The following is a 23,792-nucleotide window of genomic DNA, read 5'->3' on the forward strand; positions in this document are numbered from 1 at the left end:
CCACACCTCGTCGGTGCCCGGGCGGCGTCCGCTCGGCACGGCACCGGCCGTTACGGAATGTGGTTGCTCATTCGGGCGAATCGAAGCCCTTGCCGCTCGCACTCACCGGCGACCGCCGTCAGCGCGCCGAGGGCCGACCGCCAGGCGCCGGGAGCCGCTGCGCAGTCGCTGTCGTGCAGCAGCAGGGTGGCGCCGCCACGGATGCCTCCGGACCGCAGGTGGGAAAGCACCGTGTCGGGAGTGGCGTCGGCCTCCCAGTCGCGGCCCCAGGCGCTCCAGAGCACCGGACGCAGGCCGAGCCGGGCGGCCGCGAGCAGGCTCCCCGCGGAGAGGACGCCGTACGGCGGGCGGAACCAGAGGGGCGGGACCCCACAGGTGTCGAGGATCAGGTCGGCCGTCCGTGCGACCTCGTCGTAGACGCGGCTCGGCGTCATCCGGAGGTGATCGCGGTGTGTCCAGCCGTGCACGCCGATCTCATGCCCGTCCTCCCGGATTCGGCGCAGCAGGCCGGGTGCCTTCGCCGCCATGTCACCGAGCACGAAGAAGGTCGCGGGAATGCGCAGCCGCGCCAGCGTTCTCAGGAAGGCCGGCGTGGACCTGGGATCCGGGCCGTCGTCGAGGGTGAGCGCGACGGTACCCGGGCGGCCGACGCCGCTGAGTGCCCGCAGGGGCCGGCGAACCGTTGGCAGCGCCGTCACCGAGGGGCCGGCGTGCAGCGCCACGAGGGCGGCGGCGGCCATGCCCGTCGCCAGGAGCCGTTTGCTCATTGGCGCACCCTTGTTTCACTCGAGCTGATGTTGGTTCGAGTGCACCGGTGACCGTCGGGCCATCGCCCCGCTCACCGTGGCCGGGGTGGCTACCCGGTGGAGGGGCGTCGAAACGGCGGATCGCACCGGGCGAGGTGCCGCACGCACCGTCACCTTGACCGGCGCTGTTTGTGGCGCAGGGTGTGGAGGGGGTGGTAGGGCACCGCCGTCACCGGCGTGCCTGCCACCCGGGCGGGAGGGTGGTCAGCGCGCCGGTGCCGGCCGGCGGCGGTAGCATGTACGTGCGCCAATACGCGAACGGCGACATCGCAGTGCGGGACGCCTGCCGCCCGTGCGTGGACGTGCTGCGGGGCGGGCATCGGGAGAGTCATGGACAAGGTGCTCGGTGAGGCGTGGTTGGCCTCGGCGGTCGATCTGCTCGTCCGGGTGGTGGAGGTCGCCGGTGCGATCATCATCTTCACCGGTGCACTGGTCGCATTCGTCAAGTTCGTGGTCGCTGCGGTCCGCACGCGCCGCACCGAGAGCTTCGTGCCGGTCCGGCTGGGGCTCGGCCGGTTCCTCGCGCTCGGATTGGAGTTCCAGCTCGCCTCGGACATTCTGCGCACCGCGATCGCTCCCACGCTGAGGGAGATCGGCGAGCTCGCCGCGATCGCCGCCATCCGTACCGCGCTGAACTACTTCCTCAGCCGCGAGATCAAAGAGGAGCGCGCCGAACTGGCCAGCCGCGACAACACCGCGCCGCCGGAGGAACCCGGGGCTCCCTCGGACACGGTCGCGCCGGGCGGTCCGCTGCGATGAACGTCCTGCTCGGATACGCCGCGCTCGGCTGTATCGCCGCCGGGTTGTTCACTGGTGGCGTCACCTTGGCCATCGGCCGGGACCTGCGCGCGGCGCTGTGCATGGCGCTCGACTTCTGGCTCGCCGCGGGTCTGCTGCGCCTGGGCGGCACGCCCGGCTGGCAGCCGCTCATGGTCGCCGCGACGATTGTGGCGGTACGGCAGCTCGTCGGCCGGTCACTGCGTCGACCCCCGGTCCGGCTGACCGACGTGCTGCCACACCGCAGTGACCGCACCTAGCACACCGGCCTCGGTGGCGCCCTCGAACACGTGCCCGAACACCGGACCCACCCAGTGCCACGACTGGGCGGCGAGCACCGCGCGGCCGGCCCGGCGCGCTATCCGTGTGCCGGTCGCGGAACCTGTTCGCGGGTCTCCGCCTCGGCCGCCGGGGCGACGGCGTCGAGGTCGACCAGCAGGTGGCGGGGGCCGCGCAGGGTCGGATTGGGCCGGTACGGCGGCGGGTCGGCCACCAGCCGGGGGTTCACCAGCCGGCGGGCCAGCGCGGGCAGGGCGACCTGCGTCTCGACCCGGGCGAGCGGGGCACCGAAGCAGTAGTGGATGCCACTGCCGTAGCCGAGGTGGACGTTGTCGATGCGATCGGGGTCGAAGCGGTCAGGGTCGGGGAAGCGGTCGGGGTCGCGGTTGCCGGCGGCGAGCATCAGGGTCAGGGGTGAGCCTTCGGGAATGCTGGTGCCGGCGATGTCGATGTCGGCGAGGGTGCTGCGGCCGGTCATCATCTGCACCGGCGGTTCGTAGCGCAGCAGCTCCTCGACCAGAGGGATGACCAGGTCGGGTTCGTGGCGCAGCCGGTCGAGCACGCCGGGGTGGCGCAGCAGGGTGAGCATGCCGTTGGCGATGAGGTTGACGGTGGTTTCGTGACCGGCGACCAGCAGCATGGCGCAGGTGCTGAGCAGGTCGGCTCGGGACATCGGCGCGTGTGGGCCGGCGTCGGTGAGCATTCCGGAGATCAGGTCGTCGCCGGGCCGGCGGGCGTGGGCCTCGGCCAGCTCGTCGAGGTACGCGCCGAGTTCGACGCTGATCCGATTTCGCCTGCGCTGGCGTTCGGCGAACGTGCCGATGGTCGGGTCGGCGGTCTCGACCAGCGCGTCGGCCCAGTGGTGGAAGCGCGGCTGGTCCTCGCGGGGGACGCCGAGCAGCCAGCAGATCGCGGTCACCGGCAGCGGATAGGCGAAGTCGTCGACGAGGTCTACCCGGTGCCTTCCGGCGAGGTCGTCGATCAGGCCGTCGGTGACCTCGGTCAGCCACGGGCGCATGCTCTCGATCCGGTCCGGGGCGCAGGGCGGCCCGAACGGCCGGGTGGCCAGGTCCCGCAGCCGGTCGTGCTCGGGCGGGTCGCGGAAGACGAAGGCGTGCGGCAGTCCGGGCACGCCTTCGTCCGGCGTGGGCGGGGCGCCGGCCAGTTCGGGATGGCTGTGGGGATCGGAGCTGACCCTGGGGTCGTGCAGCAGCGCGACGATCTCGTCGTAGGTGCTGACCACGTAGGTGCCGTCGGGCTGGCGCGCCACCGGGGTCCTGCGCAGCTCGGCGTACAGCGGATACGGGTCGTTCCGGCTGGCGGGATCGAGGACCTGCTCGTAGATGCTGGCCTGTGCCATGACGGTGCCTTTCAGGTGTTGCGGCGCCGGCAGTACGGCCGGCCGGCACGTCAGCGGTGGTGGAGCAGCTCGGCGCGGCGCTCGCTGGGGTCGTGGCCGGTCACCGAGACGGTGGCGTGGCGGTTGCGGATGCGGTGGTCGGGCAGCCGCGCCGCGACCGGCGTCTCGTCGGCCGGCTCGTCGACCCCGCGAAGATCAGGTGGGAACGGCGCACCCGCCTCGATCAGGCTCTCGTACGACTCCAGCCACTTGGCCTGGTCGAACCCGACCGCGGCGGTGAGGCGGCCCTGGTAGCCGTAGGCGGCCACGAACCGGCGCTGCGCGACCGAGCCCTGGGCGATGACGACCTGGTCGGCGAGGGTCGGCACGCCGACCGACTTGATGTTGGTGCCGAACTGCGCCGACCAGAACACCGGGACGGCCAGGTGCGGCCACCGCTCGGCCGGGACACTGATCATGTTGTGCGCGGCGATCTGGGCCTGGCTGACGGCGTTGCCCCAGTGTTCGAGGGCCAGGAACTGGTAGTCGTACAGCGGGTGCGGAAACCGCGCCACGTCGCCGGCGACGAAGACGTCGTCGGTGACCACGCCGTTGACGTCGAACGCCCGGCAGCCGGCGTCGCAGCCGACACCCCAGTCGCCGACGGCCAGGCCACTGCCGTGCAGCCATTCGGTGTTGCGGATCGCGCCCAGCGCCACCACGGCCACCCCGATATCGACGGTGCTGCCGTCGGACAGGTGCGCGCGGCGGAGCCGCCCGGCGGTGTCGCCCTCCAGACGCGTGACGGTGACCCCGCAGCGCAGGTCGACGTCGTGCGCACGCTGCAGGTCGGCGGCTACCGCGCCGATCACCCCGCCCAGCGCGCCGACCAGGGGCGCGGGTCCGCGCTCGACGAGCGTGACCGGCAGGTCCTGGTCCCGGCAGGCCGAGGCGACCTCGGAGCCGGTGAACCCGCCGCCGATGACCAGCACCCGGCGGGGCCGTTCGGCCAGCCGGTGTCGCAGGGCGGCGGCGTCGTCCCGGGTCCGCAGCACGAGCACGCCGTCGAGAGCCGCCTCGTCCGCGTCGAACCAGGGCCGGGCCCGGGCGCCGGTGGCGATCAGCAGCCGGTCGTATTCGACGACGCCCCCGTCACCGAGGTGTACCCGCTTGCCGGCCGGGTCCAGCCCGGTGGCGGGCACGCCCAGCAGCCACCGGGCGTCGAGTCCGTCGGAAAGGGGGAGCGTGGTGTGGTCCGGGGGCACCCATCCGTCGAGGACCTGCTTGGACAGCGGCGGCCGGTCGTACGGCCGGTGCGGCTCGTCCCCGATCATCGTCAGGGATCCCGCGAATCCTTCCCGGCGCAGGGTCGCCGCGGCGGCCAGGCCGGCCAGCGACGCGCCCACGACCACGATACGGCCGGCGCGCCGCATCGCCTCCATCGCCGTGTCGTGCCCGTCCGGCGAGGGTTGCCAGCCCGTCCGCGGCGACCCGGCCGTCTGCGACGGTGCGGCCGCCCGCACAGCCACCGCCGGCCCGGTCGTCGCGGACTCCACGGCGGCCTCCCTGTCGTCGACGTGGTCGACCAGGATGGCCTGCACCGGGCAGGCCGCCGCCGCCCGCAGCACCCGCTCCCGCTGCCCGTCGTCGGGCTCCGGGTCGTACATCAACGCCTCGGCGCCGCGCATCCGAAACACCTCGGGAGCGAGAAAGGCGCACTGCGCGTAGGCCTGGCAGCGCGTGAGGTTCACCACGACCCGCATCGCCGCACCTCCCGGCAAGAGACAGTTCCGATGTCCTTCCCGGCGGTCCCACCGGCAAACCCGGCAAGGCGCCGAAGCCGTACGCGGCAGGCGAATGCGAGCTATCAGGGCGTCGGCCGGCCGCCGGTCGAGGCCGGCCGAGATCTCCGGCGACCGCACCCGGATCGCCTTCCTCCCTTCTGCCGCGGCGTCGATCGCCCGTCAACCGATCCCGGCGCGCTGGGCGGTGAGCCTGCCGAGCAGTTCGTGGGCGCGCACGGCGCGGTTGGCGTCCTCCTGGCGGACCTGTTCGATGAACGCGCGGACGTCGTCGTGGCCCTCGGCGTCGGCGGCGTACTTCGCGCACACCTGGCCGCCCTTGAGAGCGTGGTACTGAATGCTGACGAGGTCGTAGACGATGTCGTCCGCAGGGGTGTGGGACTCGGCCATCACACAGCCTCCTTGTCGCGCTTGTCGTCGAGGGCTGTCGTGGCCGCATACCCGCGGCCGGCGCCCGGAAACGGATCGGCGCACCGCCCTCAGGGGAGCCGGAGCGTCCGGAGGCCGGCCCGGTATGGACGACTGAGCGACGCTCAGCGTGCGGGGAGCAGCCCTTCGGCGACGCCCCGCACACGACCGGCGATGCCACGGGCGATGGAGCGCGGCTTCTGCTGTTCGCCGGCGAGAGCGGAGACCGCGATGAGGGCGCCGGTGAGCGCCGGTACCGCCCATTGCGCGACGCGTTCGCGGCGCTGCACCACACGTACCGGCTCCGGCGTGTCCGGCAACGGCTCGGTCACGCCGGCGACCGGCACCGACTTCGCGCCCTCCAACTGTTTGCCGAGCTGGCGGCTGTACGCGGTGGCACCCAGTGCGGCGACGGTCAGTGCTGTCTTGACCGCGCTCGTCGTCCCGACGCCGCGTTGCCCCAGCACCCGGTTGCGTTCGCTGGCGAGGATGCCGGAGGCGCCGAGCAGGTGGGCGCCGATCGCCGCCGTGTTCACCGGCGCCCAGCGCCGCCAGCCGGTCGACGCGACCGTCAGCCGCTCCCGGGGATCGTCCGCCTTCGCGGCCGCGCCGTTGAGGCCGATGGCGCCCATCAGCGAACCGCCGAACCAGGCGGCGAGACCGGCGTCGTGCATCGAGCGCAGGACCGTTTCGCGTTCTTTCATGGCTCGCTCCTTCAGAATGCGGATGTGCCGGTTCAGGCGTGCCGTTGCTCCTTCCGCCGGGCTGGCTACCCCTTCTGACGCCGGTACAACCCGGCGACGGCCACGCGGAGGGAACAGCTCGCGCAACGGTTAGCCACCCGGGCCTGGGGTAGCGGCAGCCGGACGGCAGCGTGCGGCGGGAGGTGGCGTCCGATGCGGATCGAGCGCTTGATCGAGCGCGCGACCGGTCTCGCGGGCGCGGCGGCCGGTGCCGTGGTGGACCCGAGGGCCGGGCTGTCGAAGCTACTGGGACCGGATCGAGTTCGTCCTGGTGCAGCACGAGGAGGCGGCGGCGTTCATGGCGACCGGTTACGCGAAGGCGACCGGTCGCCTGGGCGTGTGCGCGGCGACGTCCGGGCCCGGCGCCATCCATCTGCTCAACGGCCTGTACGACGCCAAACTCGACCACGTGCCGGTGCTCGCCCTGACCGGCATGCAGGAGAGTTCGGTGCTGGGCACCCACTACCAGCAGGAGGTGCATCTGGACCGGTTGTACGCGGATCTCGCGGCCTACAACCTGATGGTGACCAATCCGCAGCAGATGCCCGGGGTCGTGGACCTGGCCGTGCGCAACGCGCTCGCGAAACGTACCGTGGCACACCTGACCTTCCCGAACGACATCCAGGTCGCCCCGGTCGAGCAGGACCCGTACCGGCACGTCGGTCCCGGCACGCCGCCGGCGAGCGCGCCCGACCTGGCGCAGTTGCCGCTGGCACCGGACGCGGAGCAGTTGCGGACGGCGGCGGAGGTGCTCAACGCCGCGCGGAAGCCGGCGATCCTGGTCGGCGCCGGCGCACTGCACGCCGGGGAAGAGGTCATCGCGGTCGCGGACCGGCTGGGGGCACCGATCGTCAAGACGCTGGTCGCCCGCGACAAGATCAACGAACTGCGTGCCTGACGGGCGCCGGAGGTGTCATCGTGACCGCTGTCAAACTGCCCGCACCTCGGCTCCGTCCGGCGTCCGGCGTCGACCTCGACCCGGCCGCACTGCGCCGGGCGCTCACGGGGCGGGTCGACGGGGAGGTGCGCTTCGACGCCGGTTCGCGTTCGGCCTACTCGACCGACGCGTCGAACTTCCGGCAGGTGCCGATCGGGGTCGTGGTGCCGCGGACCGTGGAGGCCGGCGCCGAGGCGGTGGCGGTGTGCCGCGAGTTCGGCGCTCCACTGCTGTCCCGCGGCGGCGGCACCAGCCTGGCGGGGGAGTGCACGAACACGGCGGTGGTGATCGACTGGTCGAAGTACTGCCACCGGCTGCTGTCCGTGGACGAGCGGGCCCGCACGTGCGTCGTCGAGCCGGGTATCGTCCTGGATCACCTCAACGATCAGCTCCGCGGTTACGAGCTGGAGTACGGGCCGGAGCCGGCCACGCACAACCACTGCACCCTCGGCGGCATGATCGGCAACAACTCGTGCGGGGCCACCGCGCAGCGGACCGGCAAGGTCGTCGACAACATCGCCCGGCTGGAGGTGCTGCTGTACGACGGCACCCGCATGTGGGTGGGGGAGACCTCCGACGGGGACTACGAGCGGATCGTCGCCGAAGGCGGCCGGCGGGCCGAGGTCTACCGGCAGTTGCGTGCCCTGCGCGACCGGTACCTCGGGCAACTGCGCACCGGCTACCCGGACATCCCCCGGCGGGTCTCCGGCTACAACCTCGACTCGCTGCTGCCCGAGCAGCGCTTCCATCTCGCCAAGGCGCTCGTCGGCTCGGAGGGCACGCTGGTCACCGTGCTGCGCGCGGAGTTGCGGCTGGTCCCGACGGTGCCGCAGCGCACCCTGGTCGTGCTCGGCTTCCCGGACGTCGCGGCCGCCGCCGACGCCGTGCCCGCGATCCTGCCGCACGAACCGATCGCCCTGGAGGGCATCGACCACCAGCTCATCAGTTTCCAGCAGCGCAAGCACCTCAACCCGCAGGCCCTGGCGCTGTTTCCCAGAGGATCGGGCTTCCTGCTCGTACAGTTCGGCGGGCGGACCCGTGACGAGGCCCGGGACCGGGCACGGCGGATGGTCCGGGCGATCGGCCGGGACATCGACGGCGACGACGTCACGGAGTTCGCCGACGAGGAGCACGAGCGGCAAGTGTGGCAGGTGCGCGAGTCCGGCCTCGGCGCGACCGCCCGCGTGCCCGGCCTGAGCGACTCCTGGCCCGGCTGGGAGGACTCGGCCGTCGCCCCGGCCCGGCTGGGGGACTACCTGCGGGACCTGTACCGCCTGTACGAGGAGTTCGGCTACACGGAGGCGAGCCTGTACGGCCACTTCGGGCAGGGCTGCCTGCACAGCCGCATCCCGTTCGACCTGCTGAGCACGGACGGGGTCCGGGCCTACCGGGCATTCCTGGAGCGCGCCGCCGAGCTGGTGGTGCGGTACGGCGGCTCGTTCTCCGGCGAGCACGGCGACGGCCAGCAGCGCGGCGAGCTGTTGCCCAAGATGTTCGGCCCGGACCTGGTCCGCGCGTTCGAGCAGTGCAAGGCGATCTTCGACCCCGGCAACCGGATGAACCCCGGCAAGGTCGTCGCCCCGTATCGGCTCGACGACAAGCTGCGGCTCGGCACCGACTTCCACCACCCGTCGCTGCGGACGCATTTCGCCTATCCCCACGACGACGGCAGCTTCAGCCGGGCCGTGCAACGCTGCGTCGGGGTCGGCAAGTGCCGCCGCGAGGGCGGTGGGGTGATGTGCCCGTCCTACATGGCCACTCGCGAGGAGGAGCACTCCACCCGCGGCCGGGCCCGCCTGCTGTTCGAGATGCTCGACGGCACCGCCCGTGGCGGCGCCATCGGCGACGGCTGGCGTTCCACCGCGGTCCGTGACGCACTCGACCTCTGCCTGGCCTGCAAGGGCTGCAAGACCGACTGCCCGGTCAACGTGGACATGGCCACGTACAAGGCCGAGTTCCTCGCCCACCACTACCAGGGCCGGTTGCGGCCGCGCCAGCACTACTCGATGGGCTGGCTGCCGCTCTGGGCCGCGCTCGCCGGCCGCGCGCCGCGGCTGGTCAACGCCGTCGCCCACGCCGGACCGCTCGGTACCCTGGCCAAGACCGCGGCCGGCGTGGACGTGCGCCGCGACATCCCGGCCTTCGCCGGGCGCACCTTCCAGCGGTGGTTCCGCCGCCATCGCCCGGCCGGAGCGGGCGCCCGCGGCGACGTCGTGCTGTGGCCGGACACGTTCACCAACCACTTCGACCCGGGGATCGCGCAGGCGGCCGTGGAGGTCCTCGAAGACGCCGGTTGGCGGGTCGTCGTGCCGCAGCGGCCGTTGTGCTGCGGACTGACCTGGATCTCCACCGGCCAGTTGGCCACCGCGAAGAGGATCCTGCTGCGCACCGTGGCCGCGCTGCGGCCGTACCTGCGCGCCGGCACGCCGATCGTCGGGCTCGAACCGAGCTGCGCCGCCGTGTTCCGCGGCGACGCCCACGAACTGTTCCCCGGCGACCAGGACGTACAGCGCCTGCACCGGCAGACGTTCACCCTGGCGGAACTGCTGCACGAGCACAGCCCGGGCTGGCGACCCCCGCGGGTCCCGCGCACGGCGCTGATCCAGACCCACTGCCACCAGCACGCGGTCCTCGGGTTCGCCGCGGACACGGCGATCCTGCGCGACGCCGGTGTCGAGCCCCACGTGCTCGACTCGGGCTGCTGCGGCCTCGCCGGCAACTTCGGCTTCGAGGAGGGGCACTACGACGTCTCCGAGGCGTGTGCCGAACGGGTCCTGCTCCCCGCGGTCCGCGCCGCCGACCCGTCCGACGTGGTCCTCGCCGACGGGTTTAGCTGCCGTACGCAGGTCGCGCAGAACGCCACCGGCGGCCGGCACGGCATGCATCTGGCCGAGCTGTTGCGGGCCGGGCTGCGCGGCGACGACGGGCGCCCCTACCCCGAGCGGGCCTGGGCGCCACGGCCTGCTCCGCCGTGGCCCGGACCGGGCGCGGCACTGCTGGCGCTCGCGGGTGTCGGTGCGCTCGCGGCCGGACTGCGGCGGCGGCCCCGGTGAGGCGGCGGGGCTCGATCAGCGCCGCCGGCTCCGCAGCGCCGCGATGAACCCGGCGGCGGCCGTGAGGGACACCGCCGCGAGCGCGCCCCGGTGCATGGACATCCACGACCATGGGTCACGGCGGTGCGCTTCGTCGCCGAACATGCCGTGCGCGCCACGGTCCGCTGCCGCGTCCCGCGGGGTGAAGACGTTCGAGCCGTAGCGGGGCCCGGGGTCGTCGGTGAGCTGTCCGCCGACCCCGTTCTTCGCCAGGTACCAGTCGAGGAACCAGGGGGCGAGCCGGTTGCCCAGCACGGTGTAGGCGGTGGAGATCCCGACCCACATGTTCCGTCGCGGGTGGTCGGCGAGGAACCGTATGGCGCGGGCCGCCAGCTCCGGCTGGAAGACCGGCGCCACGGGCCGCGGGTGCCGGTCGAACTCGCTGTCGTTCCAGTCGAACTGGACCGTGTTGACGGCCGGAAGCTGCACCATGCAGACCCGAACGGCGCTGCCGGTGTGCTTGAGTTCGGTGATGACGCTCTCGGTGAAGCCCTTCACCGCGTGCTTGGCGCCGCAGTAGGCGGCCTGCAACGGTATGCCGCGGAAGCTGAGCGCCGACCCGACCTGAACGATGGTGCCCCGGTCGCGGGGACGCATGCGGGACAGCGCCACCCGCGTGCCGTGCACCTGCCCCAGGTAGGTGACATCCGTCGTGCGGCGGTACACGTCCGGGTCGGTGTCCCAGAAGTACCGCAGTGAGCCGGCGAAGGCGACGTTGACCCACAGCTCGATCGGCCCGAGCTCGGACTCGACACGGTCGGCGGCCGCCTCCACCTGGGAGAGGTCCGCCACGTCGGTCGGGACCGCCAGCCCTCGGCCGCCGGCCGCCTCGACGTCGTGGACCGCGCCCCGCAACCCGGCCGGCCCTCGCGCGAGCACGGCGACGTCCCAACCGCGGCGCGCCAGCTCCCGTACCGTCGCACGACCCACGCCGGCGGTACCGCCGGTCACGACCGCCACGCGGCGACTGCTCATCCTCGATGGCTACCCTCGCCGCAACCGGGCAAACGCTACCGGCCCGGGCATCAGCCGGACAGGGCCGCGGCGCTCTCCAGGAGCAGGGCGTGGACGAACGCCTGGGGCAGGTTGCCGCGCAACTGCCGTTGCCGGACGTCGTACTCCTCCGCGTAGATGCCCGGCGGGCCGCTCGCGGCACGGTTGCGCTCGAACCAGTGGACGGCGGCGGTGCGCTCACCGGCTTGCAGTGACGCCAGGGCCATGCCGAACCCGCACAGCAGGAACGCCCCCTCGGTGTCGCCGAGCGGTCCCTCGGCGGCCCGGAACCGGTAGACGTATCCGTCGTCGGTGAGCCCGTCACACACCGCGGCACAGGTCGCGATCGTGCGTGGGTCGTCGGCCGGCAACGCGCCGCGGATCGCGGGGAACAGCAGCGCGGCGTCGACCCGCGGGTCGTCGGGCGCGCGTTGCCAGCGCCCGGACGGGTGTAGGGCCGTGGCGGCCGTCCCGGCCATGATCCGGTCGGCGAGACGCGCCCGGTCGCCAGCCGTCCGGCCGGGCACCGCAGCGGCCGCCCGCAGCCCGGCGACGCAGACGAGACGGGAGTGCGTCCAGCGCCGGGGCCGCAGTTCCCACATGCCGGCGTCGGGCTGGGTCCACCGGTCGGTGATCGCCTGCACGGCCACGTGCAACGCCTTCCGCCCGTCGCCGTCGAGCCGCCCGTCGCGGGCCGCGGCGGACAGCAGGACCAGGGCCTCGCCGAACGCGTCGAGCTGGAACTGCGTGTTGACCCAGTTGCCGGTGCGCACCGGTGCGCCCGGATAGCCGGGTAGGTCCGGCACGGTCTGCTCGCCGGGCACCGGACCGCCGGACGCGGCGAGGTACGCCGGACGCATGCCGGGCCCGTCGGCCATGAGCCGCTGCGTGACGAACGCGACGCAGGCGTCGAACAGCTCGTCGGCGTGTGCCGCGGCGGCCGCCATGCCGGTGAAACACTGGTCGCGGATCCAGGTGTAGCGATAGTCGTAGTTGCGTCCGGCCTCGGCGCGCTCCGGCAGCGACGTGGTGGCGGCGGCCACCGTTCCGCCGCCGGGAACGGTCAGGCCGTGCAGCACGGCGCAGGCGTGCCGCGCATCGCGGCGCGCCACGAAGCCGGCAAGCTCCGGGACGGCCGACCGCCACGCCTGTTCGGTGTCGTACCAGACACGGTCAGGGTCGGGTGGCGAGGTGTCGAACGGCCTGTCGGACAGTTCGAGCACCAGGTCGTGACGGTGGCCTTCGGGCACCCGCAGCAGGCCGCGCAGCGTGCCGTCCGGTCCGGGCGCGGCGACGGTGGCGCCGGACCAGCGGAGGTACAGTTCGCCGGCCCGGCCGGACCACCCGTCGGCGTCGCCGCGCAGGTCCCGCAGCGGCTGCCGGCCGAATCCGGCGCGCACGTCCAGCAGAAGGTCGACGGCCGCCTCCCCGCTGATCGCCCGCACCTGGCGCAGCAGGACCACCCGGTGCGCGTCACCCGGCACGGCGAGCGCTTCGCGGCTGTGCACGATGCCACCCGTGGTGACCCACCTGCTCGTCCAGATGAGCGAGCCCGGCTCGTAGTAGCCGCCCCAGACGAACCGGGTGCCGGCGGGAGCGACACGGTAACCTCCAGGGCCGCCGAGCAGGCCGGCGAAGACCGCGTCCGACTCCCACGTCGGCACGCACAGCCAGACGATGTCGCCGCGCGGACCGACCAGCGCGCCCCGGTGTCCGTCGGCGACGACCGCGTACTCGCGCAGCACCTGCGGCGGGAACCGTTGCCCGGCGCTCGGCGGACGGTTGTCAGGTATGCCCATCGAGGACAGGTAGCCCGGCCCGGCATCGTCGAAACCACCGCGCGTACCCCGGACGGCCACCCGGTGAGCCACGGGCCGCTCCGATCCGTTTGAGGTGACGTCAGGCGGGCACGCATGTGGTCATCACCGTCAGGAGGTCGTCATGCCGACACGTAAGGACATGCCGAGCACGCTCATCCGGAAAGCCAACGCGAGCAGCACCCGCAAGGCTCGCGGCAAGTAGGACGGCCGGCATCGTCGTCCTGCGCCGGCGTGGCCGGTGCGGGTCTACGCGATCTGGGGGACCGTCCACCTCGATCCGCATCGCGTCCATGAAACCACCGACCTGCGGCACGTGCGCCACCAGCGGATTCGGATCGCACAGGATCAGTGCCGAACCCCGTGCCCCGGCGGACCGGTGCGCCTGCCACAGCGTGCTGAGGACGGTCGACCTCCCCGGAGATGCGTACCACCGTCCCGTCCACGAGGTCGTGGACCTCGATCGACATCCCATGGTCGGTCCTCCCCGTTCGCCCGCGGCCGCCATCACTCCAGTGGTCACCCTTCCCGGAGAGCAGGGCCGTAATCACCGTCGCGGGGTGGGGGCCACGGACGCCGGTCCCGGTGCTGTCGCCCGGCCGGGAACCCGGCGCAGCGGGCCCGGCGAGCAGGCGCAGCGGGGAGGCCGGGTGAAATGCGGGGTGACAGCGGCCGGTGGACGGGTCGCTACGTGATGATCAGGTCGAGACGCGGCGGAAGGATACGCGGGTACGATACCGTTGCCCGCGCGTCGTTCTGATCACCTTCGGTCAGGATTGATCCATTTGTCACGCAGACCCTTGTCGGCTCCGCTCGCCGTCGCCGCCGTGTCGGTGACCGCCGTCGTCGGACTGGACAGCTCCGGGCTGCTGAGCCCCTGGTGGTCGCTGTTCGTCGACGACGCCGCGCAGTTCTGCGCCGCGCTCGCCGCGACCCTCGCCTGCTGGATCACCGCCGCCCGGCATTCCGGCGCGCAACGGCGGTGGCGGCTGTGGATGGGCGCCGGGACGTGCGGCTGGCTGTTCGGGCAGTTCGTCTGGTCCTGGTGCCAACTGTTCCGCGACGTCGGGCTGCCGTCCCCCTCGCTCGCGGACGTCGGATACCTGACCCTGCCGGTGTTCGCGCTCGTGGCGATCATCGCCTTGGCCGCCGACCGGCCCGGGCAGGGTGCGCCGCGGCGCCGGACGGAATGGCTGGTGATGGTCCTCGACGGGCTCATCGTCGTGGGCGCGTTGTTCGTGCTCACGTGGGCCACCACGCTCGGACCGGTGGTGCGGGCCGGTGCGGCCACCCCGCTCGCCTATCTGATCGCGATCGCCTACCCGGTCACCGATCTGCTGCTGGCCGTCATCATCATCCTGCTCGTCGCGGCCGTGTCGACGGACCGGTTGCAGCTCATCGTCCTCGGCGCCGGGCTGCTCTGCCTGACGGTCTCGGACAGTGTCTTCGCGTTTCGGGTGGCAGCCGGCGCGCAGAGCATGCCGCCGCTGGCCAACGCCGGGTTCATCGCCGGGCACGCGCTCGTCGCGGTCGCCGCGCTGACCCCGGCCCCGACCCGGGAGACGCCGCGCTGGGCGGTGCGCCCGCACGCCCGCTGGGGTCACCTGTTGCTGCCGTACGTGCCGGTCGCCGGCACGGGCGTGCTGTTGATCGTGCAACTCGTGCGGGGCATCCCGATGGACGACGTCGAGATCGTCGTCGTGACCGTCGTCATCTCGCTGCTGATCATCCGCCAGGCGATCACGCTCGTACAGAGCGCCGGCCTCGTCGCGTCGAGGGCCCGGCTCGTGCTCGCCACCGACCAGACCCGCCGGCAGCTCGAGCGTGACCTGCACGACGGCGTCCAGCAGCGACTCATCTCGCTGGGGCTGGACATCCGCCGGGCCGAGGCGAACGTGCCGCCGGAGCTGACGCAGCTTCGGCAGCAGCTTTCCGCCGTCGTGGCCGGGTTGAGCGGCACGGTCAACGACGTGCGGGAGCTCTCCCGCGGCGTGCACCCGGCGATCCTCACCGAGGGCGGTCTGCGACCCGCGCTGCGCACGCTGGCCCGCCGCTCCGCCGTCCCGGTGGACCTCGACGTGCGGGTGGACGGCCGGCAGCCGGAACCGGTCGAGGTCGCGGCCTACTACGTGGTGGCGGAGGCGCTGACGAACGCCACCAAGTACGCCCAGGCCACGCTCGTCCACGTCTGCGTTCAGGTCCGGGGCAGGAACCTGTACCTGACGGTGCGCGACGACGGCATCGGTGGCGCGGACCCGGAGCGCGGCACAGGTCTCATCGGACTGAGCGACCGCGTCGAAGCGCTGGGCGGCACGCTGACCGTCGAGAGCCCGGCCGGCCAGGGCACCCGCCTGGAGGCCGAGATCCCGCTCGACCAGCGGTGACCAGATCGCGACAGCGGGCCCGGCGGCACCGGATCCCGTCGATCGGCGGGCTTGGCCTGGCGGCGCGTCCAGGCGGAGCTGCCGTCGCGACAGGCCCCGCCGGAAGAGCCGCGAGCACCGGAGTGAGGACCGTAGGCCGGAGCAATCTGTGGGTTTCGTTAAGTGTCGCTTAGAACCCGCATCCGGCAGTACCGCCGCCGAGATGTTCCCGTTATGTTGGGCTCGCCTGCCGGATGTCGTCACCCAGCGGGGTGACCCGGACAGGCGCCGCTGAGTCGGCGGTCCCGCGTCCCGGTAACGGGTGGCGGGCGGCCGAGCCGGGGACCCACCTGGGCGAGTGATCGTCCCGGGGCGAATCCGTGGCGCGGCGCCGGCACCCGTGCCGGCGCGTGTGACCGCCACGGTAGGGCGCTTTCTTCTCGCCCGAGCCCGTCAGCTCACCCGGTAGGCGGTCCGGAAGAAGGAACCCACCGTGTTCAACGGACGAACGCTCCTGCGTTCCCTGCTGGTCGGGGCTACCGTGGCGGTGGTCGTGGCGCCCGCCTGCGCCGCGCACGCCGACCCGACGGCGGCCGAGATCCAGGCCCAGATCGACGACGGCAACCGCAAGGTCGAGCTCGTCGTCGAGCAGTACAACAAGGTCAACGGCGACCTCGCCGCGACGCAGACGGCGCTGGCCGACCTCGACGCGAAGCTGCGCCCGCTCCAGGCGAAGATGGAGGCCGCCCAGGTCAACGTCGAGCAGGTCGCGGTGTCCGCCTACAAGACCGGCAGCAACCTGCGGACGCTGTCCGTGGTGCTCGGTGCCGACTCGTCGGACCGCTTCGTCGACCAGCTCGGCACCCTCCGGCAGATCTCGCACAACCAGCGGGCCGAGCTCGACGGGTTCAAGACCGCGAAGCACGTCTACGACGCCGAAAGGCAGCGGCTCGACGGCCTGCTCGCGGCCCAGCAGGCGCAGAAGACCGAGCTGGAGACCCGCCGCAAGCAGATCGAGGCCGACATCGCCCGGCTGGACGCGTTGCAGGACAAGGTCAACGCCGCCACCGCGGCCGCCGCGCAGAAGCCGCCCGCCGCGAGCCCGCCCGCCACGAAGCCGCCCGCGGTGTCCGGCGCCGCCGGCAAGGCGGTGAGCTACGCATGGGCACAGTTGGGCAAGAAGTACGTCTGGGGTACCGCCGGCCCGAACACGTTCGACTGCTCGGGCTTGACGATGATGGCCTGGAAGGCGGCCGGGGTGACGCTGCCGCACAACGCCGCCCAGCAGTGGCAGAAGGTCCGCCACATCAACCGCAGCCAGCTCGTCCCCGGTGACCTGGTCTTCTACAACGGCCTCGGGCATGTCGGCATCTACATCGGCAACAACCAGATCATCCACGCTCCGAACAGCCGCACCGTGGTCAAGGTCGCCCCGATCGACGTCGATCCGCTGTACGGTTACGGCCGACCGTGACGAGCGAGGGGCGGCCCGGCGGCCGGGGTCACGGACGTGCGGCGAGGCGGTCGAGCCGTGCGGTCGTCCGGCAACCCCGGTGTCGCGTTACGGGACGGTGACGCACAGTCGTGCGGGTGGTCTCTGTCGATCGTGGTCGCTACTGGACCCGGGGCGCGCTCCGGCCCGGGCAAACAACTCCATGATCATGGGAAAGGTCTGGCTGCCCCGACAGCCGGACCTTTCCCATGATCATGAGATCGAGCGGCACGGCGGCGGATTGCGCCGGTCAGCGGACCGGTCGGCGAGCGTCGGCCTCAGGGGCTCGTGAGGATGACGAGTCGCTGGGTCGCCCGGGTCATCGCGACATACCGGTCGACCGCGCCTTCGATGCCGTTGCCGAACTTCTCGAGGTCGACGAGGACGACCAGGTCGAACTCGAGCCCCTTGGCCAGTTCCGGGGCCAGGGACCGGACGCGGGACGTCGCCCGGAACGTGGGATCGCCGATGACGCAGGCGATTCCGTCGGCGTGCGCGGTGAGCCAGGTGTCCAGGATCGACCCCAGCTCCGAAGCGGATCCGTGCAGGACCGGAACATCGCTTGTACGCACGGAGGTCGGCACGTTGGCGTCCGGCAGCACGGCCCGGATGACGGGCTCGGCTTCCGCCATGACCGTGTCCGGCGTCCGGTAATTGATGGTGAGGGAGGCCACGTCGATCCTGTCGAGCCCGATCCGCCCGAGCCGTTCCTGCCACGACTCGGTGAAGCCGTGCCGGGCCTGGGCGCGGTCGCCGACGATGGTGAAGCTGCGTGACGGGCAGCGCCGCAGCAGCATCTGCCACTCCGCGTCGGTCAGCTCCTGAGCCTCGTCCACGATGATGTGCGCGAACGGGCCGGCCAGCCGGTCGGGCTCGGCGCCGGGCAGCGCGGTCTCGTCGATCAGGGCGTCGTGGAAGTCCTCGCCACGGAGCATCGTCACCAGGCCTGTGCCGTATTCGTCGTCGGCGACCTCGATCAGGCTGTCCACGACCCTGGTCATGCGCTCGCGTTCGGCGGCGACAGCGGCGTCGTGCCGGCGCCGGCGCCGTGCCGCCTCCGGGTCGCCGAGCCGCTGCCGCGCCGCGTCCAGCATCGGCAGGTCGGACACCGTCCACGCCTGGGCGTCGTCGCGTCGCAGCCGCCGGACGTCGTCGGTGCTGAGCCAGGGAGCGCACCTGCGCAGGTATGCGGGCACCGACCACAGGTCTCCGACGAGGTCGGCCGCTTCGAGCAGCGGCCAGGCGCGGTTGAACGTCGTGAGCAACTCCCTGTTCCGCGACAGTGACCGGCGCAGCAGGTCATCCGGTTCGTCGCCGGCGTACTTGTCCATCAGGATCGTGAGCAGCTCCTCCCAGACCTGGTCACGTGCCTCGTTGTGCGGGGTGCCGGGCCCCGCTGCCTGGAACGCGTCGGCCCAGTCGTCGGCGCTCAGCGAGATGTCGGACTCCTGGGTCGTGACCGTCATCCCCTTGGCGGGCGGTTCCTCGTAGAACCTGACGGCCGCCTCGATCGCCGTCACCAGGCCGGCGGACGACTTCAGGCGGGACACCTCCGGGTCGGCCTCGACGGTCGCCGCGGCTCCCTCGGCGACGAGGTCCCGCAGGGTGCAGGTCTGCACGCCCTCCTCGCCGAGACTGGGCAGGACGTCGGCGATGTACGCCAGGTAGGGCTGGTGCGGACCGACGAACAGCACGCCGCCCCGGCGGTGATCGAGCCGTGGGTCGGAGTAGAGGAGGTAGGCGGCGCGGTGCAGCGCGACGACGGTCTTGCCCGTGCCCGGGCCGCCGTCGACGACGAGCGTGCCGCGGGATCCCGCGCGGATGATGGCGTCCTGGTCGGCCTGGATGGTGCCGAGGACGTCACGCATCCGGCCCGACCGGCTACCGCCGAGGCTGGCGATGAAGGCGGACTGGTCGTCGAGCGCGGCGTGCCCCTCGAACCCCTCCGCGGTGAACACCTCGTCCCAGTAGTCGCCGATCCGGCCACGGGTCCAGCGGTACCTGCGCCGGCTCGCCAGACCCATCGGGTTGGCGTGGGTAGCGCCGAAGAACGGTTCGGCGGCGGGGGAGCGCCAGTCGAGCAACAGCCGTCGACCCGTGCTGTCCGTGAGGCCGAGCCGTCCGATGTACACGGGCTCGGGGTCGTCCGCGCTGACGATGTGGCCGAGGCACAGGTCCAGGCCGAAGCGGCGCAGCGTGCGCAGGCGAGCGGTCAGCCGGTGGACCTCCAGGTCCCGGTCCATCGCCGCCTGGCCTATGCCGCCGTCCGCCTTGCGCGCGGTGTCGAGGCGGCCGGACAGGTCGGCGATCGTCTGTCCGAGGCTCTCCGCGATCGCCGCGAAGTGCTGCTCGTCCCGGGCGATCAGCTTCGGGTCGGCCTTGGCGCAGAGGTGGTCGGGAAGGTCAAACGCGCTGGTGGTCAGCGGGTTCACGGCATGAGCTCCGATCTGGATCGCTTGCGATGGAGAATGAGAGCGCGGCGGCCCCCGCGCATGGACAGCCTCGGTTGGCCGCCCGCGCGACTCAGTGCGGTGCCGCCGCCTCCCGCGCGCGGCGCTCGTCGCCGGTGAGGGTGGACAGCGGCTTCTCCTGGATGAAGACCACCGCGAGCACGGCGAGGAACGCGATCGGCGCGGCCACCAGGAACAGGTCCGCGGTCGCCGTGCCGTAGACGTCGCGGATCACGGCGAGGACCGGCGCGGGCAGCGTCTTGAGGTCGGGCACCTTCGCGCTGCCGTCCCCGGTCCCCGTCGCACCGAAGTGGTCGACGAAGAGCGAGGTCACCCTGTTGGTGAGCACCGCGCCCAGCGCACTGACCCCGATCGCGCCGCCCATGCTGCGGAAGAAGGTGAGTGCCGAGGTGGCCGCGCCCAGCTCGGCGGCGGGCACGTCGTTCTGCGCGGCGAGCACGAGGTTCTGCATGAGCATGCCGACCCCGATCCCGAGCACCGCCATGTACACCGCCAGCAGCACCGCGCCGGTCGTCGCGTCGATCGTGCTGAGCATCAGGAACCCGCCGGTCATCACGATCGAGCCCACCACCAGGTAGGCCTTCCAGCGCCCGAACCGCGTGATGAGTTGTCCGGCGACCGTCGAGGACACCAGCACACCGAAGATCATCGGCAGGCTCATCAGACCGGCCACCGTCGGGGACTTGCCGAGGGCTATCTGGAAGTACTGCGACAGGAACACCGTGCCGCCGAACATCGCCACGCCGACCAGCGTGCTGGCCACCACGGCCAGCGTGACCGTGCGGTTGCGGAAGATGGCGAGCGGGATGATCGGGTCCGCGGCCCGCGACTCGGTCCACACCGCGAGCGCGAGCAGGAGCGCGCCACCGCTGACGAACGCCGCGGTCTGCCACGAGCCCCAGGCGAAGTGGTGACCGGCCAGGCTGGACCAGATCAGCAGCGTGCAGACGCCGGCCATGATCAGCAGCGCCCCTGGCCAGTCGACCTTCACGGGCCGGCGGACGACCGGCAGGTGCAGCGTCTTCTGCAGCAGGGCGACCGCGGCCACCGTGAACGGGATGCCGATGAAGAAGCACCAGCGCCAGCCCAGCCACGAGGTGTCCACCAGCACGCCACCGATCAGCGGGCCGGCGATCGTGGCCACGCCGAACACCGCGCCGAAGACGCCGGAATAGCGGCCCAGCTCGCGCGGCGGGATCATCGCGGCCATCACGATCATCGCGAGCGCGCCCATGCCGCCGGCGCCCACGCCCTGCGCGATGCGGCTGACCAGCAGCACAGTGACGTTCGGCGCGGAGCCGGCGATCAGCGAGCCGACGGCGAACAGGCTCAGCGAGAGCTGGATGAGCAGCTTCTTGCTGTAGAGGTCGGCCATCTTGCCCCAGAGGGGCACGGTCGCGGTCATCGACAGCAGTTCGGTGGTGACCACCCAGGTGTAGACCGACTGGGTGCCGCCGAGGTCGGCGATGATGCGCGGCAGCGCGTTGGAGACGATCGTCGAGGCAAGGATCGTGACGAACACGCCGAGCATGAGGCCGGACAGCGCCTGGATCACCTCGGCGTGCGACATCCGCCCGGACTGCTCGGCCGCCGCTGTGGCCACGGGCGCGCCGGCTCCGGCCCGGTCGTCCGGAGCGATCGCCGCCGGCGTCCCGGCCACGCCCGGCTCGGGTTGAACGGTCATCAGATCTCCTTGGTGGTAGCGGTGGCCGCGACCTGGCCGCCGGCGAGCGGAACCCGCCCGTCGCGTCATTCGCGGCGCGGTGTGCGACGACCTGCGCTGATGCGTCGTCGCGGTCGGCGGACGTCGGGCGCCGTGTCGGACAGCGCCCGCGGCCAGGGCACCCGGGTCCCGCGGCATTCGGTCGCCGGCCATGTCCGGCGGGAACGGCGCGACAGCATGGCGAGCGGCCCGCGTCGGTCAGGATCGGGCAGTCCGGTCCCGGCGAGGTCGCGGACCGCCCGGCTCGCTCGCGACCGAGACCACGGATCGACCGTCGCCGGGTCGTCCACGACCGACGCGACCGTGCGACCCGATCGTCGACAGCGACACAGGCATGTCGCGGCCCCCCATTTCCGCAGGTTCCAGCCCTCGGCCGACGATTCTGCGGCACGACCCGGGTCTTGCCGCAAGCCCCCCGGTCTGGTATAGATTTATAGTGGAAAGGAGTGGACATCCTCCTGTCTGCTTACTGATCGCCCGCCATGGATAGACAGCCCGCGGCTCGTTCGCGGTGACCAGTCCGGCGTGATTGTCCGGAGCCGGAGCGTTCGCATCGGCCCGCGAGATTTCGATTGCGCCGACCCGCCGGCCGCCGGGACCGACCCCGTTGCGAGCGCCCGAATAACCGCCTGTGGCGACGGCGGAACGTTACTAGACTTGGCGGTCATGGCTCGCGTCCTCACTCCGCGTTCGGAGGACTTCCCCCGCTGGTATCAGGAACTGCTCGCCAAGGCGGAGCTGGCCGACAACGGGCCGGTGCGCGGCACCATGGTCATCCGACCGGCGGGGTATGCGATCTGGGAGCGCATGCAGTCCGAGATGGACGAGCGCATCAAGGCGGCCGGCGCGCAGAACGCGTACTTCCCGCTGCTCATCCCCGAGAGCTACCTGCGGCGCGAGGCGCAACACGTCGAGGGCTTCTCGCCGGAGCTCGCCGTGGTGACACACGGCGGCGGCAAACCACTCGCCGAGCCCGTGGTCGTGCGGCCGACGAGCGAGACCGTCATCGGCGAGTACCTGGCGAAGTGGGTCAGCAGCTACCGTGACCTCCCGCTGCTGCTCAACCAGTGGGCCAACGTCGTGCGGTGGGAGCTGCGGCCGCGACTGCTCCTGCGCACGACCGAGTTCCTCTGGCAGGAGGGGCACACCGCCCACGCCACGCAGGACGACGCCCGGCGGTATGCGCGCAGGATCCTCCACGACGTCTACGAGGACTTCATGCGCACCGTCCTCGCCATGCCGGTCGTCGCGGGGCGCAAGACCGCGCGGGAGCGGTTCGCCGGCGCCACGAACACGTACACGCTCGAAGGCATGATGGGCGACGGCAAGGCGCTGCAGATGGGCACCAGTCATGAGCTGGGCCAGAACTTCGCGAAGGCGTTCGACGTCGTCTTCTCCGGCCGGTCCGGCACGCGGGAACATGCCTGGACCACCTCCTGGGGCAGCTCGACCCGCATGCTCGGCGGTCTGATCATGTGTCACGGCGACGACGCCGGCCTCCGCGTCCCGCCGCGCGCCGCGGCGACGCAGGCACTCGTCACGGTGGTCAAGGAAGGCGAAGGTGTACCGCGGGCGGCGGCGCGGCTCCGCGACGAGCTCGAGGCCGTGGGCGTCCGAGTGGCGCTCGACGACCGGGTGGACACCCCGTTCGGGCGGCGGGCGGTCGACGCCGAGCTCAAGGGCTTCCCGGTGCGGATCGAGGTCGGTCCGCGTGACCTCGCCGCGGGCAACGTGGTGCTCGTGCGGCGGTTCGACGGCACCAAGACGTCCGTCAGGGTCGGCGCGATCGTCAAGACGGTGGTGGAGACGCTCGCGCTGGACCAGCAGGCGCTGTACGACGCGGCACTCGCCCGCCGGGACGCCGGCACGGTCGAGGTGAAGACGACCGACGACGCGATCGCCGCGGCGATCGCGGGCAAGTGGGCGCGGGTGCCGTGGTCCACCATGGGGGCCGAGGGCGAGACGAAGGCGAACGGGGAAGGGGTGACCATCCGCTGCCTGGTACGGCAGGACGGCACCGTCCCCGACGCCGAGGACGAACCGGGCCTCGTGGCAGTCGTCGCGCGAGCGTATTGACGCCCCGGACCGGATCCAGGCGGCGGAGAACGCGGGGTTGTCGGACAGCGGTCAGGTCGTGTCGCTGGCGTTGGTTGATCTGTGCACCTACGGTGGCCCCCATGACTGAACCACCTCGTCCCCCGGGGGAATACGGCTCGCCGTCGGACCCCTACTCCACGCCGCCCTCGTATCCGGGCGGGACTCCCGGCGCCGGATACCCGCCGCCGACCTCCGGCGCGGGCTACCAGCAGCAGGGCTACGGCGCCTACCAGCAGCCGGGCGCGTACGGCACCCCCGGCGGCGCGCCGGTCGGCTACGCCAACAGCGACGAGAAGACCTGGGCGCTCATCGCCCACTTCGGTGGCATCCTCGTCGGCTTCATCGCGCCGCTGGTCGCGCTGCTCGCCAAGGGCAACGAGTCGCCCACGGTGAAGGCGCACGCCAACGAGGCGCTGAACTTCCACATCACATGGGGCATCGCCATGATCATCTCGGTGGTCATCGCGGTGTGCACGTTCGGTATCGCGTCGCCGCTGCCGTTGCTCGTGTGGGTGTTCGTCCTGGCCTTCGCGATCATCGCCGGCATGAAGGCCAACAACGGCGAGCTGTACCGCTACCCGGCCACCTTCCGCTTCATCAAGTAACACCGAGGGCCGTCCGCGCGCGCCCCGCACCGACGTGCGGGCGCGCGC

17 protein-coding genes are annotated in these 23,792 nt (G+C 72.2%); 8 read left to right on the forward strand and 9 right to left on the reverse strand.

Features of this window, described 5'->3' with window-relative positions:
• Positions 1-50: 50 nt before the first annotated feature.
• Positions 51-767 carry a polysaccharide deacetylase family protein gene (locus tag Drose_RS12675; protein WP_260728373.1) on the reverse strand — a complete coding sequence of 239 codons (717 nt, stop codon included), beginning with the start codon at positions 765-767 and terminating at the stop codon, positions 51-53.
• A gap of 369 nt (positions 768-1,136) precedes the next feature.
• On the opposite strand from Drose_RS12675, the gene Drose_RS12680 reads away from it, so the two are divergent.
• Both Drose_RS12680 and Drose_RS12685 read left to right on the forward strand, forming a co-directional pair.
• Positions 1,137-1,565 carry a DUF1622 domain-containing protein gene (locus Drose_RS12680; protein ID WP_260728374.1) on the forward strand — a complete coding sequence of 143 codons (429 nt, stop codon included), beginning with the start codon at positions 1,137-1,139 and terminating at the stop codon, positions 1,563-1,565.
• Entirely contained in the window at positions 1,562-1,843 is a 282-nt protein-coding gene (locus Drose_RS12685) for a DUF1622 domain-containing protein (RefSeq protein ID WP_260728375.1), read from the forward strand. The genes Drose_RS12680 and Drose_RS12685 overlap by 4 nt, the downstream gene beginning before the upstream one ends.
• Before the next feature lie 98 nt (positions 1,844-1,941).
• Here Drose_RS12685 and Drose_RS12690 read toward each other — a convergent pair whose 3' ends face one another.
• The 4 genes from Drose_RS12690 to Drose_RS12705 form a co-directional block, all read right to left on the reverse strand.
• Positions 1,942-3,222: a cytochrome P450 gene (locus tag Drose_RS12690; RefSeq protein ID WP_260728376.1), complete on the reverse strand. Its 1,281-nt coding sequence runs from the start codon at positions 3,220-3,222 to the stop codon at positions 1,942-1,944.
• Between the two features lie 50 nt (positions 3,223-3,272).
• The gene (locus tag Drose_RS12695; RefSeq protein ID WP_260728377.1) at positions 3,273-4,964 is read right to left on the reverse strand and encodes an FAD-dependent oxidoreductase; all 1,692 of its coding nucleotides are present in this window, start codon (positions 4,962-4,964) and stop codon (positions 3,273-3,275) included.
• 201 nt (positions 4,965-5,165) lie between these two features.
• Entirely contained in the window at positions 5,166-5,393 is a 228-nt protein-coding gene (locus Drose_RS12700; RefSeq protein ID WP_260728378.1) for a hypothetical protein, read from the reverse strand.
• Positions 5,394-5,536: 143 nt separating this feature from the next.
• Positions 5,537-6,115 carry a hypothetical protein gene (locus Drose_RS12705; protein ID WP_260728379.1) on the reverse strand — a complete coding sequence of 193 codons (579 nt, stop codon included), beginning with the start codon at positions 6,113-6,115 and terminating at the stop codon, positions 5,537-5,539.
• A gap of 310 nt (positions 6,116-6,425) precedes the next feature.
• On the opposite strand from Drose_RS12705, the gene Drose_RS12710 reads away from it, so the two are divergent.
• Both Drose_RS12710 and Drose_RS12715 read left to right on the forward strand, forming a co-directional pair.
• Positions 6,426-7,052: a thiamine pyrophosphate-binding protein gene (locus Drose_RS12710; protein ID WP_260728380.1), complete on the forward strand. Its 627-nt coding sequence runs from the start codon at positions 6,426-6,428 to the stop codon at positions 7,050-7,052.
• A gap of 20 nt (positions 7,053-7,072) precedes the next feature.
• Entirely contained in the window at positions 7,073-10,144 is a 3,072-nt protein-coding gene (locus tag Drose_RS12715) for an FAD-binding and (Fe-S)-binding domain-containing protein (protein WP_260728381.1), read from the forward strand.
• Between the two features lie 15 nt (positions 10,145-10,159).
• Here the strand turns inward: Drose_RS12715 and Drose_RS12720 are convergent, their stop codons facing one another.
• Together Drose_RS12720 and Drose_RS12725 are read right to left on the reverse strand one after the other, a co-directional pair.
• Positions 10,160-11,158, reverse strand: a complete 999-nt coding sequence (locus Drose_RS12720) for an SDR family oxidoreductase (RefSeq protein ID WP_260728382.1) — start codon at positions 11,156-11,158, stop codon at positions 10,160-10,162.
• 50 nt (positions 11,159-11,208) lie between these two features.
• Complete coding sequence (locus Drose_RS12725) at positions 11,209-12,975, reverse strand: glycoside hydrolase family 15 protein (RefSeq protein WP_313900046.1); 1,767 nt, start codon at positions 12,973-12,975, stop codon at positions 11,209-11,211.
• A gap of 803 nt (positions 12,976-13,778) precedes the next feature.
• Between Drose_RS12725 and Drose_RS12730 the strand changes: the two genes are divergently transcribed.
• Positions 13,779-15,377, forward strand: coding sequence for a sensor histidine kinase (locus Drose_RS12730; protein ID WP_260728384.1), 1,599 nt, complete (start codon positions 13,779-13,781; stop codon positions 15,375-15,377).
• 472 nt (positions 15,378-15,849) lie between these two features.
• Complete coding sequence (locus Drose_RS12735; RefSeq protein ID WP_260728385.1) at positions 15,850-16,830, forward strand: C40 family peptidase; 981 nt, start codon at positions 15,850-15,852, stop codon at positions 16,828-16,830.
• 296 nt (positions 16,831-17,126) lie between these two features.
• On the opposite strand, the gene helR is transcribed toward Drose_RS12735, so the two are convergent.
• Both helR and Drose_RS12745 read right to left on the reverse strand, forming a co-directional pair.
• Positions 17,127-19,271, reverse strand: a complete 2,145-nt coding sequence (gene helR / locus Drose_RS12740) for an RNA polymerase recycling motor ATPase HelR (RefSeq protein ID WP_260729704.1) — start codon at positions 19,269-19,271, stop codon at positions 17,127-17,129.
• Between the two features lie 100 nt (positions 19,272-19,371).
• Complete coding sequence (locus Drose_RS12745; protein WP_260729705.1) at positions 19,372-20,889, reverse strand: MDR family MFS transporter; 1,518 nt, start codon at positions 20,887-20,889, stop codon at positions 19,372-19,374.
• 819 nt (positions 20,890-21,708) lie between these two features.
• Between Drose_RS12745 and proS the strand changes: the two genes are divergently transcribed.
• Together proS and Drose_RS12755 are read left to right on the forward strand one after the other, a co-directional pair.
• On the forward strand, positions 21,709-23,118 hold the full coding sequence (gene proS, locus Drose_RS12750; protein WP_260728386.1) for a proline--tRNA ligase: 1,410 nt from the start codon (positions 21,709-21,711) through the stop codon (positions 23,116-23,118).
• Positions 23,119-23,219: 101 nt separating this feature from the next.
• The gene (locus Drose_RS12755) at positions 23,220-23,744 is read left to right on the forward strand and encodes a DUF4870 domain-containing protein (protein ID WP_260728387.1); all 525 of its coding nucleotides are present in this window, start codon (positions 23,220-23,222) and stop codon (positions 23,742-23,744) included.
• Positions 23,745-23,792 lie beyond the last annotated feature (48 nt).

It is taken from the genome of Dactylosporangium roseum (genome assembly GCF_025264685.1).
Lineage (GTDB): Bacteria > Actinomycetota > Actinomycetes > Mycobacteriales > Micromonosporaceae > Dactylosporangium > Dactylosporangium roseum.